This is a genomic window from Pedobacter humicola (assembly GCF_056490705.1).
Genome location: NZ_JBWJIG010000004.1, coordinates 353350 through 373090 on the forward strand (window position 1 = coordinate 353350; position 19741 = coordinate 373090).

General features: G+C 40.8%; 10 protein-coding genes. 8 read left to right on the forward strand and 2 right to left on the reverse strand.

Features of this window, described 5'->3' with window-relative positions:
- Positions 1-90: 90 nt before the first annotated feature.
- Positions 91-2016 carry a glucosamine-6-phosphate deaminase gene (gene nagB, locus AC04Q1_RS09505; RefSeq protein WP_478363997.1) on the reverse strand — a complete coding sequence of 642 codons (1926 nt, stop codon included), beginning with the start codon at positions 2014-2016 and terminating at the stop codon, positions 91-93.
- A gap of 152 nt (positions 2017-2168) precedes the next feature.
- On the opposite strand from nagB, the gene AC04Q1_RS09510 reads away from it, so the two are divergent.
- From AC04Q1_RS09510 to AC04Q1_RS09520, 3 genes are all read left to right on the forward strand, one after another.
- The gene (locus AC04Q1_RS09510) at positions 2169-3365 is read left to right on the forward strand and encodes an anhydro-N-acetylmuramic acid kinase (RefSeq protein WP_478363999.1); all 1197 of its coding nucleotides are present in this window, start codon (positions 2169-2171) and stop codon (positions 3363-3365) included.
- 198 nt (positions 3366-3563) lie between these two features.
- Positions 3564-6701, forward strand: a complete 3138-nt coding sequence (locus AC04Q1_RS09515; protein ID WP_478364001.1) for a SusC/RagA family TonB-linked outer membrane protein — start codon at positions 3564-3566, stop codon at positions 6699-6701.
- A 17-nt stretch (positions 6702-6718) separates the two neighbouring features.
- Positions 6719-8014, forward strand: a complete 1296-nt coding sequence (locus tag AC04Q1_RS09520; RefSeq protein WP_478364003.1) for a RagB/SusD family nutrient uptake outer membrane protein — start codon at positions 6719-6721, stop codon at positions 8012-8014.
- 32 nt (positions 8015-8046) lie between these two features.
- On the opposite strand, the gene AC04Q1_RS09525 is transcribed toward AC04Q1_RS09520, so the two are convergent.
- Positions 8047-8793: a DeoR/GlpR family DNA-binding transcription regulator gene (locus tag AC04Q1_RS09525; RefSeq protein ID WP_478364005.1), complete on the reverse strand. Its 747-nt coding sequence runs from the start codon at positions 8791-8793 to the stop codon at positions 8047-8049.
- 243 nt (positions 8794-9036) lie between these two features.
- Here AC04Q1_RS09525 and AC04Q1_RS09530 point away from each other — a divergent pair, with 243 nt between their 5' ends.
- From AC04Q1_RS09530 to AC04Q1_RS09550, 5 genes are all read left to right on the forward strand, one after another.
- A complete protein-coding gene (locus AC04Q1_RS09530) occupies positions 9037-12120 on the forward strand; it encodes a SusC/RagA family TonB-linked outer membrane protein (RefSeq protein WP_478364007.1) in 3084 nt (1027 codons plus the stop codon).
- 8 nt (positions 12121-12128) lie between these two features.
- The gene (locus tag AC04Q1_RS09535) at positions 12129-13733 is read left to right on the forward strand and encodes a SusD/RagB family nutrient-binding outer membrane lipoprotein (RefSeq protein WP_478364008.1); all 1605 of its coding nucleotides are present in this window, start codon (positions 12129-12131) and stop codon (positions 13731-13733) included.
- Positions 13734-13756: 23 nt separating this feature from the next.
- Positions 13757-14554, forward strand: coding sequence for a DUF4397 domain-containing protein (locus AC04Q1_RS09540; protein WP_478364009.1), 798 nt, complete (start codon positions 13757-13759; stop codon positions 14552-14554).
- Positions 14555-14819: 265 nt separating this feature from the next.
- Positions 14820-18050, forward strand: coding sequence for a SusC/RagA family TonB-linked outer membrane protein (locus AC04Q1_RS09545; RefSeq protein WP_478364011.1), 3231 nt, complete (start codon positions 14820-14822; stop codon positions 18048-18050).
- An 8-nt stretch (positions 18051-18058) separates the two neighbouring features.
- Positions 18059-19711 carry a RagB/SusD family nutrient uptake outer membrane protein gene (locus AC04Q1_RS09550; RefSeq protein WP_478364013.1) on the forward strand — a complete coding sequence of 551 codons (1653 nt, stop codon included), beginning with the start codon at positions 18059-18061 and terminating at the stop codon, positions 19709-19711.
- The last annotated feature ends 30 nt before the right edge of the window (positions 19712-19741 follow it).

A 19741-nucleotide genomic window follows, 5' to 3' on the forward strand; every position in this document is an offset into this window, starting at 1 on the left:
TTAACTTAGCGCTTTTTATTAAACCTGCGAAGTCTTCCAGTGCTCTTGGCCATTGAGACTTCGCAGGATTGGTATTTATTTAGATTTTAACTAATCTTCAAACTTCCAGCGAACAAAAGCTTCCATTGCTTCATATTCTGCAAGGCCAAGTTCATCGTAGGCTTTTGCTGTTTCGCGGTTCCGGTCTTCTGCACGTTGCCAGAACTCCCTCGAATCATCACCAGGGAAAACAGCTCTGTCTTTTTGACTTTGGTGTTTGAAAATCGCGTATTTTTTGCGCTCAAGTTCTTGTGGAGAAATTGGAACAGCCATTTCGATTTCATGGGTTTCAAACTCATGCCATGCACCACGGTACATCCATAACCAACAGTCTTTTGCCCAGTCTTCGGTTTTGCGCAGACGTTTTAATGCTTCTAAGATAATATTGAAACAAACGATATGCGTGCCATGTGGGTCTTCAAAATCACCGGCTGCATAAACCTGTTGCGGTTTAACTTTTTGTAAAAGCTCAATAGTCAGTTCGATATCTGCATCTGTTACCGGATTTTTCTGAACTTTACCACTTTCGTAAAACGGAAGTGCCTGGAAATGAATATGATCATCCTCAAGACCGCAATACCTTGCTCCAGCAATGGCTTCACCTTTTCTGATCAGCCCTTTAACCGTTTGGATTTCTGAAGTATCAATCTGATTTGGTTGTTTCTGCTCAATAAAGGTCCTCATTTTGTTGTAAAGGTCCTTTAAATGCGTATTGTCCATACCCATTTTCTCCGTAAAATCTACATTGAACTCCACAAATCGAAGTGCATCGTCATCCCAAACTGCTGTGTTTCCCGAAGTTTGGTAAGCTACGTGTACATCATGTTTTTGATCAACCAGACGGAGAAAAGTACCCCCCATCGAGATCACATCATCATCAGGATGCGGAGAGAAAATAATGACTCTTTTCTTTGCAGGCTCAGCTCTTTCGGGACGTTGAGAATCATCCGCATTGGGTTTGCCGCCTGGCCAGCCTGTAATGGTATGCTGTAATTTATTGAAGATATGGATGTTGATATTGTAAACCGGGCCCTTTTCGGTTGCCAGTTGTGCCATACCGTTATTGTTGTAATCGTCTTCAGTTAATTTTAAGATCGGTTTTTTCAAGGTATTGGCCAACCAGATTACTGCTTTACGGATCAGCGCATCAGTCCAAACACAGTCTTTAACCAGCCAAGGGGTATCAAAACGGGTCAGTTCTGAGGCTGCAGGTGCATCAAGGATAAACTCTACATGATCAGAAAGCTGTAAGTATGTTGCCGGAACATCGCCCGAAATCTCACCTTCAACTGCTTTTTTAATAATTGAAGCTTTTTTACGGCTCCAGGCCATTAATATAATTTCCCTTGCTTTGAAAATGGTACCGATCCCCATGGTAATTGCCTTGGTGGGTACAAAGGTTTTTCCACCGAAATCGCGTGCAGCATCGCGGCGGGTTAGGTCATCCAAAGTAACCAAACGGGTACCCGAGTTTGGTGCGGAGCCCGGTTCGTTAAACCCGATGTGACCAGTACGGCCAATACCCAAAATCTGGATATCAAGACCGCCTAGGTCGCCGATTTTCTTTTCATATTCCAAACAGAATGCAGGAATGTCTTCCAGTGCAAGTGTTCCATCAGGAATGTGAACATTTTTCCTTTCGATATCAATATGATCGAAAAGGTTCTCGTTCATAAAAGTAACGTAACTCTGTGCCGCAGTTGGCGCCATTGGATAGTATTCATCCAGGTTGAAAGTAATTACGTTTTTAAAACTTAAGCCCTCTTCTTTATGCAGTCTAACCAGCTCGGCATAAACTGCAATTGGGGTAACACCTGTTGCTAAGCCCAGTACTGCAGGTGTGTTGTTTGCTTGTTTTGATTTAATGAGCTCGGCAATGCGGTGTGCTACATTAATTGAAGCAATTTTTGGATTTTCGAACACGCTTACGGGTAATTTCTCGAAACGTGTCTCCTCCAGTAGATTTAATCTAGCCATTTTTTTTATATGGATTTTAATGTACGGAGCAGTAAATATAGAGAGTTATGCCCAATTTGTACCAAAGGTTATTTACATTTATTGCAAGTATTTACACAACATTCGATTAAAGGGCCAAACAAACGTTTGATCTTTTTATGATAAAAAGCAATATGAACGCACAGATCCAGAAGTTATACGCTAAAGCAGGCAAATCAGAACGTTTAATTATCGGATTAATGAGCGGCACCTCCATGGATGGACTGGATATTGCGCTCTGTTCGGTTAAGGAAAGCGGGGCGGATACGGATATTCAGGTTTTAAAATTTAAAACGGGCGATTATACGGATGATTTTCGGGCCAAAATAAAGGCCATCTTTTCTAAAAAAGAGGTTGATTTACAATTGGTCTGCCTGATGAATGAGCATATCGCCAATATCCATGCGCAGCTCATCAATGATGCTTTGGAGGAGTGGGGCTATAAAAATGAAGATGTTGACTTTATTGCCAGCCACGGACAAACCATTTTTCATGCACCGAAATCGTTGCATCAGCTGGCTGATTTCCCTAACGGAACACTGCAGATTGGCGATGGTGATCATATCGCCTTAAAGACAGGGATTATTACCCTTTCTGATTTTAGACAAAAACACTTGGCTGCCGGAGGCGAAGGAGCACCATTGGCGGTGTATGGCGATTATTTAATGTTTTCGAAAGCAGGTGAAGACCGTGTGATGCTAAATATTGGCGGGATAGCGAATTTTACCTATTTACCTGCCAGTATGGATGCCAGCGAAATTTTTTCGACGGATATTGGTCCGGGAAATACTTTGATGGACCAGTACATGCAAAAACATTTTGATCAGTTTTACGATAAAAATGCTGTGGTGGCATTGGCAGGAAGTTCAGATTCGAAGCTCTTGTCGGCTTTGCTAAATTGTAGTTTTTTTGATTTGGATTTCCCTAAAACCACGGGGCCCGAATTATTTAATCTGGAATATTTAATAAAGGCTCAGGAACAATCATCAACAACAAATCTAAATGGGGCAGATGTAATGGCTACTTTGTGTCATTTTTCGGCAGAAACGATTGCAGATGCTATAAAACATTGTTTTGGCGAAGCAACTCAAGTGCAAATCTTTATGAGTGGTGGTGGGATGCATAATCCCTTGCTGGTTAAGCTTCTTCAGGCCAAACTGCCTCTTTCCAATTTTCTAACCACTGAAGATCTAAATATTAATCCTGATGCTAAAGAAGCGGTTTTGTTTGCTGTTTTAGCCAACGAAACACTTTGTGGTAAAGCGATCAACTTTGGCGATAGGCTAGGTGTTCCTTCTGTTTGTATGGGTAAAATTAGCCTGCCCGAATAAGTGGTGAACCTGGAGTCTTAGTCTTAAATCCTCATTCGATCGTCCTGAGTTGGCAGTTAATTTGATGTTCTGCAACTTTCAAACCTTCCAACTTTACAAGTCGAAGCATCAAAAATAAACAGTAACCACAAATTTGCTTTGTGCCGTATTTTGTTAAATTTGTTTTAACACTAATCTTCTAACACAAAACCAAATTTTATGGAAAAAAGTTACCTAAAATGGTCATCGGGATTCTTCGCGATTTTGTTGATCCCATTTCTGCTGCTTCTTTTTACAGAAACAGTTCAGGCACAGAATAAACGCTATAACATTAGCGGAAAAGTGACTGACGCCTCAAATAATGAGGCCATCCCTGGCGTAGTGGTTAAAATCATCAATACAAATTTAGCAACCAGTACCAATGCTAACGGCGGCTATACTTTCGCAGTAGATCTGGCCCCGGGCAAATACCAGATTCAGTTTTCTTATGTGGGTTACAAGAGCAAGGCCCAATCTGTAGATCTTGGCACTAGCGATCAGATTCAGATAAGCGCTGCCCTAAGTGCTGATGCTGTTGGTCTGGATGAAGTGATTGTTACCGGAACATCACAGGGAACAACCAGGAAAGAGTTGGGAAGTTATGTGAGTACTGTTAAGGGTGATGATCTGAACAAAGCGCCGAGTGGAAATGTGCTCTCTTCTTTACAGGGGAAAACAGCAGGTGCCCAGATCAGTCAGAATTCAGGTGATCCGGCTGGTGGACTATCGGTCCGCTTAAGGGGTATAAGCTCCGTAAATTCATCATCAGAGCCACTTTACATTATTGATGGTGTAATCGTTAACAATTCAACTACCAGGGTTACCAATACGTCGAGCAATTACGATGGGGGTAATTTTGTGGGGAGTATTGGGCAGAATAGAATGGTGGATATCAATCCTGCGGATATTGAACGTATCGAGGTGCTTAACGGCGCTGCGGCTGCAGCTATTTATGGATCGAGGGCAAATTCGGGGGTAATTCAGATTTTTACCAAAAAAGGTGTGAGTGGAGCCGCTCAGGTTAATTTTAGCACAAGTTTAACTTTAAGCCACCTGCGTAAACAGGTTGAGGTAAACGAATCTCCGGTTAGGTTTGGTACACCTACGCTTTTTCCTACACAAGATGTGATCCAAACGGTTGGTGATCCGCCTGTTCTGGAAACCAGAACCATTCCTGCAGCCCGTTATAATTATCAGGATTATATCTTTCAATCGGCTACAGGTACTGATAATACGGTTTCTGTTTCCGGAGGTAATGAAAATACAAAATATTATACTTCTGCTGCTTATTTCAGTAATCAGGGGATTATTAAAAATACGGATTTTACCCGGTATAATTTCAGGGCAAACATCGATCAGAAAATCACTGAATGGGCAAAATTGAGTGCGGGCTTAAACTATATCCGCAGTTCGGCTAACGAGAAACCAGATGGGAACTCGTTTTTTTCGCCGATGAATTCGGTTACCATTATCGGAAACATTCATGATATTTTTGCCAGAGATGCCAATGGTAATTTAATGGCAGTTGGAGAACGGGGAAGGGTAAATCCTGTTTCGGTAATCGAAGATATTAAACAGCGTCAGGAAACAAACCGCATTATTGCAAATGCCAATTTAAAATTGTACCCGGTAAAAAACCTAACCTTAGATTTTACTTTGGGTGTTGATAATTCTGGTCAAAGTGGCTCAACTTATATTCCGCCCTTTGCATACAATGTAAACCCCGATTTTTATGGAGGAGGTGCGGCTTTAGATGGCACGCTGAACGGTTATGCCAGCGCTGCAACAAACAATGCCTTTCAGTTTAACAATGAGTTTAATGCGACTTACCAAGCTAAACTGTCGGATCTGATTTCGTCAACCACCCAGGTTGGTTATTCGTTTCAATATGAAAAAACAAGATACCAGTTGGTAAATGGCAGGGGTTTAGCCCCATTAATCGAAACCGTAAATGCTGCTGCTACACAACTGCCAAGCGTAGATGGAAGGACTGAATTGTCGGTTAACGGAGGATATATCCAACAAAACTTTAAATACAAGGATCATTTATTCGTTACGGGCGCACTAAGGGTCGATCAATCTTCTGTTTTTGGAGCTGAGAACCGTACACAGGAATACCTGAAGGGAAGCTTAAGTTATGTGCTTTCTTCAGCAGATTACTGGAAAAGTTTTGGTGTTTCTGATTGGTGGGACACATTTAAAATCAGAGCCGCGTATGGAGAATCGGGAAACTTGACGGGCATTGGTGCATACGATCGTATAAACGCCTATTCAACGCAATCATTTTTGGGTAGGGCTTCGTTGTTTTCAAGTGCGACTTTGGCTAACGAAAATGTTAAACCAGAACGCCAGCGCGAATTGGAACTGGGAACAGATTTATCTTTTTTCAAAAACAGACTGGGCCTACAGTTTAACTGGTACAATAAAAAAGTAAGCGATTTATTAATTGCCAGCGTGCAGGCGCCTTCAACCGGGTTTTCGAGCTTATTGGATAATATTGGTTCATTAAGGAACAAAGGAATTGAGCTTGTGCTGAACGGAACACCTGTTGATGGGAAGGGTTTTAAATGGAATACTTCGGTTGTTTTCAACAGGAATAGAAATACAGCACTTGACGTAGGTGGTTTAAGATTGTTTAGTACAAATCCAGGTGCTCCGGTGGCGATTATAAATGGTGAGGCAATTGGCGTGTTCTACGGAACTTTTTTTGCACGTAATCCCGATGGAAGTCTGCTAACAAATGCTGCAGGAATTCCTCAAACTGAAAAAGGAATTCAAAATTCTGCAACAACCTTTACTCCGCAGCGCGATGCAAATGGTTTACCCACAGGAACCACATTACGTAAAGTAATTGGTAATCCAAATCCAGATTATAACATGTCGTTTGTGAACGATTTTACCTATAAACGATTGAATTTACATGTGCAATTCGATGCTGTTCAGGGCGGTGATGTATGGAATGCCGATTGGAGAACCCGTCAGGGTGTTGGCAATGGTAAAGTAGCGGAGCAGGAACAACTTGGCCAGTTGCCAAGGGGATACGTTGCCGGCGTTTATGCCATTGAAGAATGGAGGATTGATGACGGATCTTTTGTTAAATTGAGAGAGATTTCGCTGAGCTATAATGTGGGCAAGTTAAAATTCCTAAGGGATCTTACGGTAACCGTTAGTGGTAGGAACCTCATTTCGTGGGATAATTACAAAGGTTACGATCCTGAGTTAAATTCTGGTGGACAGTCAACCATCTTAAGAAATATAGATTTTGGCTCGGTGCCTATTCCACGAACTTTTAGTCTGGGTTTACAAGTTAAATTATAATCGTTAAAGGAAAGTTTATGAAAATTTTAGGAAATAATATTTCGACAAATATCACCTGTTTAGCGCTTTCGTTAACATTGTGCTTCGCCTCATGTACGAAAGAATATCAGGATCCATCCAGGGCTAAAACAGATGTGGCTTTGGGTACTCAGCAAGGATTGACTGCCGTGGCAATAGGTTTGCAACGGGTGTACACCTTAAGCCGTACAGGTGTGATGTTCAACGCCGTTGCGGCAAATGGTTTTGTAACCAACGAATTAAGGTTGCTCAATTCGGGGAATATTCCCGAATTACAGTTAAGCACCGGTGGTAGTACTGTTGATGGAACAAATACCATTTTATTTAATCTTTGGACAAGCGCCAACAAGATTATTTACGATGCAGATTTAGTGATTGCCAATGCCAGTAATTTGGGTGATAAAGGATATGCGGCAGGCTTAATTGCTTATTCAAGTATATTCAAAGCCCTTGCCATTGGAAATATGGCGCAATACTGGGAGAAAATTCCTGATGGAACTGGGAAAAATGTAGCTTTTATTACCCGTTCTGCAGGATTTACAAAAGCAATTGCCGTTTTGGATAACGCATTAGCTGTTATTGCCGCAAACTCAATTTCTGCCAGTTTTTTAGGTAATGTTCCATCTGATGTGAATATAGTAAATACAATACATGCCCTGAAAGCCAGGTATGCACTGTTCTCAGGAAATTATCCGCTGGCATTAGCAGAAGCAAATGCTGTTGATCTAACTAAGGCATCATTTTTCAAGTTTGATACAACTTCACCGAATATTTTATTCAGTATCATCTCCTCTAATAATGTTTTTCAGCCATTAAATACAAATCTGGGGCTTACAGGGGCTAACATTCCGGATGCAGCTGATAAAAGAATTGCTTTTTATACCATATTGGCGGGTAGCCCCCAAACATTGCGGATGAATGGTTTTGCGGCAGCAACGGCAACACCATTCCCAATATATTTGCCTGGGGAAATTACTTTAATCAAAGCGGAAGTCCTGGCCAGGCAACCAGATCTGACCAATTCATTAATTGAACTGAATAAGGTGGTAACCAAAACTTCCGATCTTTTTGGCGTTGCGGCTTCATTGCCACCGCTAACGGGACCTTATACACAGCAACAATTGCTTGATCTTATTTACAAACACCGTTCGATAGAACTGTATGCTTCTGGATTAAAGATTGAAGATATGAGAAGGTTCAATCTGCCTCTAGCTGATCGCAAACGGAATTTCTTCCCTTACCCTTTTCAGGAACGGGATAACAACACCAATACCCCGGCTGATCCAGCTTTTTAACAAAAAAGTCCCGATGAAAATCGGGACTTTTTTTACAAAATGTTCAAATCCTTTTCTCGGTAGCGGGAAAGGGATTCGTGATCTAAATCTAATTCGGTTATCAAATAACTAATGCTTTCTATCGGGCAAACCCTTAATCTCAAAGCAATGTCCAGCTTTTCTGAAATGCAGAGCACGGCTGTTCTCTTTGCACAGGCCAACATGGCCTTTTTAAGTTGGTTAATTTCCCAGTAGGTATCTGTCAGGCCCTCATCGGGATGGATGGCACTGGTTCCCATGAGACATAAATCAGCCTTTATTTCTGATAACTGCGTAATTACCTGTCCGCCATAAGTAACCTGCGAATTTTTGGAAAACAAACCGCCGATCAAAATCACTTCAATGTTATTGTATTTGGCAAGCTCCACTGCAACCAGCGGGCTAATGGTGAAAAAAGTAGCAGATAAGCCTTGTGGAAGTAGTTTTACAAACTCCAAAATCGTTGTTCCTCCCCCTGTTAGAACAACCATACCATCTTTTATCAACTGAACTGCTTTTTTGCCAATCGCAATTTTGCTATCTCTGGCGTACACTGTACTATCGTCAAAAGAACTGTGATAAGACTTAGATAAAGCACCTCCATGCACCTTGTAAAGTAGATTTTCATCAACCAGTTCTTGCAGATCCCTTCTGATGGTATCTTCCGAAACATTAAGTAATTGCACTAAATCGGATGTTAACACGCGGTTATGTAGGTTAATCTGGCGCATGATGAAGTCGTGACGTTCTTTTTTCAGCATAAACTTATCTGGTTTTAGAACGAATGTATAAAAGATTTTTAGAATATTTAAATGTTGCGTGTATTTGCGTGTATTTGCAATTAAATATTGTTTTTATAGGCTTTAAATCTTAGCTATTTGTTTTTTTTATCAAAAACATTCATCATATTTACTGAACTAACATCAGATATGCGGTAATATGCGTGTTTGATAAGCCGGAAAACAAACAACAACCTCTAATAACCTAATTCTTACTAACTAATTATGAAGAGAAAACTATTCTGTAGTTTTATCGGTATGATTATGCTGTGTGCCCAAGTTTTTGCGCAACAGATAACCATTACCGGTAAGGTCAGCTCCGCTGACGGCCCCATTCCCGGTGTTTCCATCCGGGTGAAGGGGAGTACCATCGTATCACAATCCAATGGCGATGGGAATTATACCATTAAGGCCTCAAAAACCGATGTATTGATATTTTCTTATGTCGGGTACAGGAGTGTTGAAAGAACTGTTGGTACGAATACCAGCATCAACGTTAATCTTTCTGCCGATGCAAGCAATCTTAATGAAGTTGTAGTTACCGCTTATGGGATTGATCGGGATGCCAAATCTTTAGGTTATTCTACACCCAAAGTTTCAGGGTCCGAAGTTGCCGAAACCCAGAGGAACGATTTTTTTGGGGGCTTGCAGGGCCGTGTTCCTGGTTTATCGATTAATAGTACCAATGGGAACCCAGGCGCTTCCGCACAGATTGTTTTGCGTGGATTTGTATCCATCAGTGGCGACAATAATGCCTTGATTGTTGTAGATGGCGTGCCAATTAACAACAGTACTTTAAACCAGACCCGCGAACTTGTTTCGGGGGCGGCAAACAGAGATCAGGATTATTCTAACAGGGGAATGGATATCAATCCGAACGATATCGAAAGTTATGTCATTATGAAAGGCCCTGAGGCCACAGCCCTGTATGGAAGTGCTGGCGCAAGTGGCGCGATTTTAATTACCACAAAAAAGGGTAAGGCGGGTCGTGGAAGTATTAATTACAATAACTCGTTCAGGGTAGAGCAGCTGAATAAATTTCCGGAAATACAGACCAAGTATAATTCCGGAGCCTCTAATGGGGTTTATGACGGTGGTTCATCTAATTTTTTCGGACCGGCATTTTTACCAAGTACGCCGCTTTACGATAATATCCATAATTTTTTTGAAACGGGTTTTACGCAAAAACACAACTTGTCTTTTGAGGGCGGAACTGAGCAGTTTTCTTATCGCTGGTCTAATGAATATACCGATACAAAAGGAACGATCCCCACAACTGCCTACACCAGAATTTCTTCAAGGATAACCGCCGTTGGTACGATCTCACCGGTACTAAAATTAACGAGCACCTTCAACTATATCAATTCTAATAACGATAAGGCTAACAAAGGTGCTAATGGATCTTTGCTTCAGTTGATGCGGTTTAGTTCTGCCTACGATGTTCAGAATTATCAGGATGCCAACGGAAACCGGATTTTGCATCTTGCAAGCATCTATTCGGAATTTGATAATCCCCTTTGGGATGTTGTTAAAAATGTGAACAATGATAAAGTTAACCGGTTGATCGCCAATACGAATGTGGAGCTAAAGCCTACAAAATGGTTGAGGATTAATGGCATTATTGGCGCTGATATTGCCAATACCAAAGGATTGTCGGTATATCACGCTCAATCTTACCGTGGTTCGGGTTCTGCAGCAACCCCAACGGGAGGAACGGTAATGACCTATGATCAACTAACTAAAGTGTTTAATGGATCGTTAACGGCCAGTGCCAAGCATCAATTTGGCGATTTCAACAATACCTATGTGATTGGTGCCACCTTTAACAATTACAACTCCACTACCGATTCTCAGCGCGGTACAAACATGTACGATCCGAATTTCTATAGCATTAATAATACGCTGCCAACAACACAGCGTACCTTAACCTATGTAAACCGTTACCGCACAGTTGGTGCTTTTGCCCAAGCCATTTTGGGTTATAAAACCTTATTGTATTTAACCTTATCGGGCAGGATTGATGGCGCTTCGCGGTTAATGCCCAACAATCCGTATTTTGCTTATCCGTCAGCCAGTTTGGCCTTTAACTTTACCGATCTGGCATCTGTTAAAACAGCTTTGCCCTGGTTGGATAATGGTAAGTTAAGGGCCTCTTATGCATTAACAGGTAAAGAGCCCTGGAGAGAATATTCTACAGGCACAAATTACGAAGCTAAAAGATTTACCGGTGGTGGTTATGCCTATTCCTACTATGGTGGCAATCCGGACTTAAAGCCGGAGGTGTCAGAAAACTTTGAAATCGGCACTGAAATGCAATTCTTTAAAAACCGGATCGGAGTGGATTTTAACTACTACAATCTCTTAAGTAAAGATCAGATCATTAATCCGCGTTTAAGTTATGGTACGGGTTTCGTTTTAGAGATGATGAATGGCGGTACAGTGCGCAACCGGGGTATCGAGGTACAATTAACAGGTAATCCGGTAAAAGGAAAAGATTTTAGCTGGAACACAACTTTTAACTTCACCCGCAACCGTGGTGTGGTATTATCGCTGGCAAATGAGCTTCCCGAACTTTACGAATCTGATACCTGGGTAATTGGTGAAATCAGGAGCGCAGTTCATCCGGGTTACAGTACGGGTGCGATCAGCGGAACCAGGTTTGATAGAAATAATCGGGGCGATATCTTGATCAATACGTCTTCTGGTTTGCCAACAAGCTCTGATACGCAATATTATCCTATTGGCGACAGGAACCCAAAATTTACATTGGGTTTTGTAAACAGATTTACCTATAAAGGCTTTAATCTCTCCTTTTTGTGGGATTTAAGATATGGCGGCGATGTAGTGAATGGTACAGAATACGATTCTTATAGAAAAGGGATTAGTTTGAAAACATTAGACAGGGAACTTCCGCGGGTAATTAAAGGGGTTTTAGCCGATGGATTGCAAAATACGGCCAATCCTACCGTTAATACCATCGCGGTAACGCCATTTTATGCTTCTAATTATTACTCTCTAAATGTTTCACCAGAGATGTTTGTAGAAAGGAATATTAAAACACTGCGTTTAAGGGATGTTACTTTGGCATACGATTTTCCACCGTCACTGGTTAAGCGTATCGGCTTTATCCAGAGTTTTGGTGCCTTTTTTACGTTAACCGATTCGATACTGATTACCAATTATTCAGGTGGTGATCCAGAGAGTAATTCAAATTCGCCAGGTGTTGGCGGGATTGGCGGTTACGGTATCGATTATGGTAATGTGGGTAAACCGATAGGTTTTAACGTAGGATTTAGGGTTAAATTATAGCGAATAACATGAAAAGATTATATAAACTATATATTGCTGCGGCAGTATTATTAATGGCTGGAGGGTGTAAAAAATACCTCGATATCAATACCAATCCTGCCGTGCCTCAAACCAGTAAAGCAGAATTGCTGCTGCCTCCGATTCTATTTCAGATGACAAACGGAACCTCGCAGGATTACCGTTTTATTTGGAAAATCACACAAAATCTTATTGGGGCATCAAATGATGATGGCTCTATTGCCTTTGAAAAACATACTTTCCTGCGTTCGAGCGATAATGGTGGGGTAATATGGAGAATGACTTATGTTGATCTGGGCTTGAACCTGGAAAATTTAATCAATGATGCCGTTACCAATCAAAAGTATGAGTATGCAGCTATTGGTTATGCCATTAAAGCTTGGGCCTATCAGCAAACAACAGATCTGCATGGTCCGATTATTTTAGATGAAGCCTTTACCCCGGGGATGTTAAAATTTCCTTACCATGATCAACCGGAGGTATATGCAAAAGTGCGTTACTACTGTGAGCAGTCGTTGAAGTATTCTATGATGAAAAGCCCGCTTAATTATGCTACACAGTTGGCAAGTGTTACCGGAGATGGCATTTATAAAGGCGATATGGCCAAGTGGAGAAAATTTGTATATGCAATTTATGCATTACAGTACAGCCATTTGATCAATAAGCCGGAATTTGCAACCATGTATGCAGATAGTGTTGTGAAATACACTAATTTATCTTTCGCCAATGAGGCGGAATCAGCAACAGTTTATTTCTCTGCAGCAAGTACCGATGATACCAATCCATTTGGTCCGACTTTGGGTTATATTAACACTTCTGGCACAACATCGACCTACTATGGAAGAATTTCGACCACCATCTTAAATTATCTGACCGGGGGAGTGAAAGGGACGCCCGACCAAACCAAGGCTGTGGATCCACGTTTGAGTAGGATGTTGCCCGTAAGTACGGCTGCAGCTACATTGGGTAAGTACATAGCGGGTGTTCCCACCCAGGGAAGCAGTACATCCGGCCTGCCGATTGTTTTCGGATCCGTTCCGGCAGGTGCTACTACCTATAACGGGAAGTATATTTTTGCCGATGCGGCAAGATATCCGATTATGACCTATTCACAGTTGCAGTTTACGAAAGCAGAGGCATTGTTTATACAGGGAAAAATTACGGATGCTTTTACGGCATACCAGGCTGGGATATTAGGTCACATGGTTTTTTGCAATACCTACGGCAGGTCTTCTAAAACGCCCGATCCGTTGATAACCGATGCCGAAATCAATACTTATTTAACCTCTTCTGAAGTTGCACAAAGTGCTGCTGCACTAACCTTAGCCGATATTATGGGGCAAAAGTATATTGCACAATGGGGGTGGGCCGGCCTGGAGCAATGGTCCGATATCAGAAAGTACCACTACAGCGCAACGGTTTTCAGGCAGTTCTATCAAATTCCAGCAGCAGATCTTCTTTTGGGTGGGAAATATGCATATCGTTTTAGGCCACGTTACAATTCTGAATACGTTTGGAATGCAGATGAGTTGCGCAAGTGGGGTGGACTAGACGCTGACTACATGACCAAAGAAACCTGGTTTAGCCAGCCATAATTATTAATTTAAAAAATATCAAGATGAAAATATTTTCTAACTCATTTGCCTGCCTGTTTATTGTAATGGCTTTAGCCGGTTGTACTAAAAATGTACTCGATTATGGTGAAACGGAGAAATTAACCGGCGATGAAGCCTTGTTAAAGGTGAACTATGTTTCTTACTATTATAACAATAGGGCAATAGCGATTAAAATTAACGATAAAAGGGTAAGCAGTGTAATTACCGCACGTACACCTTTTCCTGGTGGTGGATACAATACAGGAGGAAGCTCTACCGCCGATTTCCTTGCCGTGAGCCCGGGGAATTTAAAACTATCGATCGTCCTTCCCAAAAAGAAGGACGACGGAACCGATTCGCTCGTACTCTACAGCACTACCTTCCAGATAGAAGCTGGTAAAAACTACGTTGCCCATATTACCGATACTGCTGCAAACACTAAGAATGTTTTAACCCAGGAAAGTTTTGTCAGGCCGGATACGGCGTATTGTAAATACCGGTTTATTAACCTGATGCCCAATGTGCCATCTGTAGACCTGTATTATGGAACGAGTGCAACAGATCATGCAAAAGACTCGCTCATTGCGGGCAATGTGAATTATTTAAACATAAGCAATGAGATTACATTAAGGTCTGCACAATCAAAAACCTGGAAAATCAGGCCTGCCGGAGCGGCCATTACAAGCGCAACGGTGCTGGCCAATTATACCAGTGCAAGTACATTTTTAAACAAAAGGGTTTATACCATTTTTGCGAGTGGCTATAATGGCATCACCACAGCGCCACGCAGGCCATATGTATCGTTCTTCTTAATCAGATAAACAGAACCTTACAGGATAAAAAAGCCAACCCTTAGCGGTTGGCTTTTTTATTTAGCAACTTTTTTGAGCCTGTGTAAGGAAAGTAGCAAAGGCAATAACTGCTTCATAATCAGTTTGTGCGCTTTTTTGCGTGTTTATGCGGTAATATAAATGTTGCAAACTTAAATTTGTTTTTTTTAATCAAATAATTAATGATATTTACTTAAATATTGCTGTTTTATGCGGTATTAAAACTAAACTACAAAACAATTCTAAACTTACGTTTATGAAAAAAAAACTACTATTAATTTTTCTTGGTATGTTTTTGTTGCTGGCCAATGCCATTGCGCAACAAATAACCATTACAGGTAAGGTTACATCCGATGATGGACCCGTCCCTGGTGTTTCCATTAGGGTAAAAACTGGAACTACCGTAGTACAAACAGATGGAAATGGAGTATACTCCATAAAAGCCAACAAAGGCGATGTCCTTGTATTTTCTTTTATAGGTTATACCACTCAAGAAAAAGCTGTGGGTATAGGCAATACAATTAACGTTTCATTGGCTTCCGATTCGCAAGGACTTCAGGAAGTTGTGGTTGTGGGCTTTGGAACCCAGAAAAAGGCGAATTTAACAGGCGCTGTAACCACGGTGGATGTTACAAAAACTTTTGGAAGTAAACCTTTAAATGATCCTACAAAAGCACTACAAGGTGTTGTTCCTGGTTTAACCATTACTTATGGTAATGGTGGCTTAACCGCAGGGCCAAACATTAACATTAGAGGTGTTGGCTCTATAAATGGTAACAGCCGGCCGCTAATTATTGTTGACAATGTAGAAACTCCCGATCTTTCCATCATTAATCCAGCCGATATTGAAAGTGTTTCCGTTTTGAAAGATGCGGCATCAACTTCAATTTATGGAGCCAGAGCGGCATTTGGGGTAGTTCTAATTAAAACCAAATCAGGCAAAAAAAACCAGCCGACAAAAATAGTTTACACCAACAACTTCTCATGGAACAAGCCAACAGTATTGGCCGATTTTGCGAATCCAGTTGATGAATTGCAGGCACTATATGATGCATCTGTAAGGGCCGGTACTACATCACCCGAAACTTTTGGTATGCAGTTAACTAAACTTAGGGATGGCATTGCGAACTGGCAGAATAAATATGCGGCCACAAATACAGGTAATGACATGATTTTAGGTCAGGATTTTGATTACGTGGATGGTCGCGTTTATTTTTATAAGGTTTGGGATCCGAAAAAGGAGATGCTGAAAGATTACACGGCTCAATCTAGCCATAATTTGAGCTTGCAAGGAGGAAGCGATAAAATTGGATATTATTTATCTGGTGGTTATGCCAATGAGGGTGGTATTTTCAAATTAAACCCTGATCAGATTAACAAATATAATATAAGCGGATCGGTTAATGTTGCAGCAACCAAATGGTTGGATGTAGATGCCAAATTTCTGTATAGAAACTTTAAATATGACTATCCATATCAATACCAAAATTATTGGTATTATTTCTGGAGATGGGGCTCTTATTTTCCATATGGTCAGTACAATGGAAACTACTTTAGGCATACACCCGCTTACCTGGCTAACGCACAAACATCAAATGTAACGGAAAATTACAGTCGGGTGGATCTTGGTGCAACCATTAAAATTACCAAGGATTTAAGCATCCGGGCCGATTATACGTTGGGTCGATCTAATGCGCTAAGGCACGAAGTTGGTGGGCCCATTAATGCGATTGATTTCTGGACAGCAGGCACACCACCCCTTATTGCCAATATCGCAACAGCTTCGCAAGATATTGTAAGCTATGGCGAAACAAGAAATATGGTTAATACACTTAACGCATATGCCACCTATCAAAAAACATTTGGTACGGACCATAATATTAAAATTACGGCAGGCGTAAATTCCGAGAATTATGACAATGTTCAATTTACTGCTGCAAAAAATACTGTTTTAGATCCTACCAGGGGCGAATTGGCCTTGGCTGTTGGCACACAATTGGCAAGTGGTTATCATGGTACGGTAAATGGTAATGTGTCGTATCCAGTTGGTGCTTATGCTGGCTATTTTGGCCGTTTTAATTACGATTATAGAGGAAAATATCTTCTAGAGGTAAATGGAAGATATGATGGCTCATCCGCTTTCTCTAAATTAGATAGATGGGGCTTTTTCCCTTCAGCTTCTGCTGGTTACCGCTTAACGGAAGAGAAATTTATGAGTTTTATCAAACCGTATGTTGATGAGGTTAAATTCAGAGCCTCTTACGGTTCGGTGGGGAATCAAAATGTTGGTGGTCAGTATTATATTCCTACAATGACAGGATCATCGGTTAACTGGATCACACCGTCTGGCACTACACTGGTTCAGGGAGTTGCAGCGCCGATTGCCGTTGCGCAGTCTTTAACCTGGGAAAAAATACAGACACTTGATTTTGGTACAGATATCCGTTTCTTGAAAAATTACGTTGGTTTATCGGTTGATTATTATCAACGTGATACCAAAGGCATGTTGCAGTCAACCTCTGTTCCATCTACTTTCGGTACAGCGGGCCCAAAAATTAATGCTGGTAATTTTAGAAATCGGGGTTACGAAATCAGTTTAGACTTAAACTATCCGGTTAACAGAGACCTTAACCTTTATGCCACCTTAACCCTTGCTGATAATAAAACGGTATTTACGAAATGGAACAACCCGTCTAATCTAATTTATCAGAATAATGCAAACTATCAAAATAGTGGTTTTTATGTGGGGCAGCAATATGGTGAAATCTGGGGATTCGAAACGGAGGGTTTTTTCCAATCTGCGGATGAAGTAAAAAACTCTGCTAGTCAGGTGGCTTTGCAAAACGGAAACTTTGTTTATGGCGTAGGAGATGTGAAGTACAAAGATTTAAATGGCGATGGCGTAATTAACCAAGGTAAGGGAACGGCCGATGATCATGGTGATTTGAAAGTTATTGGCAATAGTCAGCCCAGATATCAATATAGTGCCCGTTTAGGAGGAACTTATAAGGGCTTTGATTTAGATGTATATATTCAGGGGGTAGGTAAACGTGATTATTGGGGCTTGGGTACTATGATTATTCCTGCCTATGGCAACGCAGATATTATGTATGCCAATCAGTTAGACTTCTGGACACCTACAAATACAAATGCATTTTATCCGCGCCCATATATTGGTAATAGTGCAACCAAAATTGCTCAATTTCCTGCAAGTGGAAACAACTTCTATCCCCAATCTAAATATCTATTAAATCTTGCTTATGCCAGGTTAAAGAATGTAACTATTGGTTATACGCTGCCAAATAATTGGCTAAAAAAATATGGAATTGAGAAATTTAGGATTTACCTGAGTGGACAAAACCTTGCAACAATTTCAAACGTGGGTGTGCCAATAGATCCTGAGATGACAGATGGAGAAGCTGGTTATACAGGGCGTACCTTTCCATTTAATAGACAATATTCTTTCGGTGTTAATTTAACATTATAATAAGGGCCATGAAATTAATTAAATCAATACTATATCTTTCATTTATTACAATCTTAGGCATTAGCTGCTCTAAAGATTTAAATGTAGACACGCCAGATCAGTTTTCTGATGACAACTTTTGGACGAGTGAAAATAATGTTCGGACTTATAATTGGGGCTTTTATGCCTTATTTACAGGTTTTGGAACTGGTACGACTGCCGATTTTTATTTTTCAACACTGTCGGATGATCAGAATGCTTCAACCTTCCAAAATTTTGCATTAACAGCATCTACAACCTCATCAGATTGGGACTGGACTTATGTCCGTAAGGCCAATATTATGTTAGAGCGTATTAATCAGGTGCCGATGAGCGATGAAGGAAAGAAACATTGGAATGGGATTGCCAAGTTTTTTAGGGCGATGGACTATTTTAATAAGGTAAAAACCTTTGGAGGAGTTCCATACATCAGCAAATCTTTAGATGTTTCTCAAACGGATGTAATTTATAAGCCTCGTGATACCCGCCAATTAGTAATGGATAGCGTTTTAAGTGATATCAATTATGCAGTAGAAAATATCCGTGTCAATGATGGAGATAATGTTGTAAATCGTGATGTTGCCCTAGCATTAAAAGCTCGGATTTGTCTTTTTGAAGGCTCCTATCGGGTTTACCACACCGAATTATCCTTGCCAGATGCTGATAAGTTTTTAACCCAGGGTAAAGATGCCTGCGAAAAGTTAATGACAGGAAAATATATTCTAAACACCGATTATAGAAGTATCTACAGCTCAATGGATTTGGCGGGAAATAAAGAGGTTTTACTTTATAAAAGATATTTAGCTGGTGTATTAACGCACTCTGTTATTGGTTACACGAATGCTACTACGCAAATGAGTGGTTTAACCAAATCAGCGGTTGAGGCTTATCCGGCAACCGATGGTTTGCCTATTGGCCAATCACCACTTTATCAAGGTGATAATTCCATTGCCACACTTAGAGCAAATAGGGATAACCGTTTGTTGGGCACCATTGATAATTTTTTATGCTATAATGGTACTTTGGTAAATGGTTATAGTTCGAGCACTGGTTACCGTCCTTCCAAGTTTCTGAACCCGGCTTCCAACCAGTTGGCACCATTTAATGAAACCGATGCACCTATCTTTTACTATCCTGAGGTTTTACTTAATTATGGTGAAATTACCGCAATTCTTGATCAATTGGGTAAACTTACCTTTACTCAAGCCGATATGGATAAATCAATCAACCTTTTAAGAGGCCGTGCAGGAATTACCAAGCTTACCGTTACTGGCGGCGGTAATGTAGCTGCTGGTACAACAGCTATTGCCGATCCTAAAAGAGATGCGGATGTTTCTGCTTTAATGTGGGAAATAAGACGCGAACGTAGGGTAGAATTAATGATGAATGGATTTAGGTATCAGGATTTGATGCGTTGGAAAAAAGGGAAGTATTTAGATAGAGCTCAAAACGTTGAAGCCTTCTTAGGGGCTAAAGTACCTGATAACGGTAAAGTTTTAAGAAATTCAGAGGGTTATATTATTCCATATGCTACAACTTTAACCAGAACATTTGTTGATCCAAAAAACTATTTATCTGCAATTCCAACTAGTCAGATTAGTTTGTATCCACCAAATACGCTACAACAAAATCCGGGCTGGTAGTTTTTTGTAGAAAAGTATAGTAACCTCCTC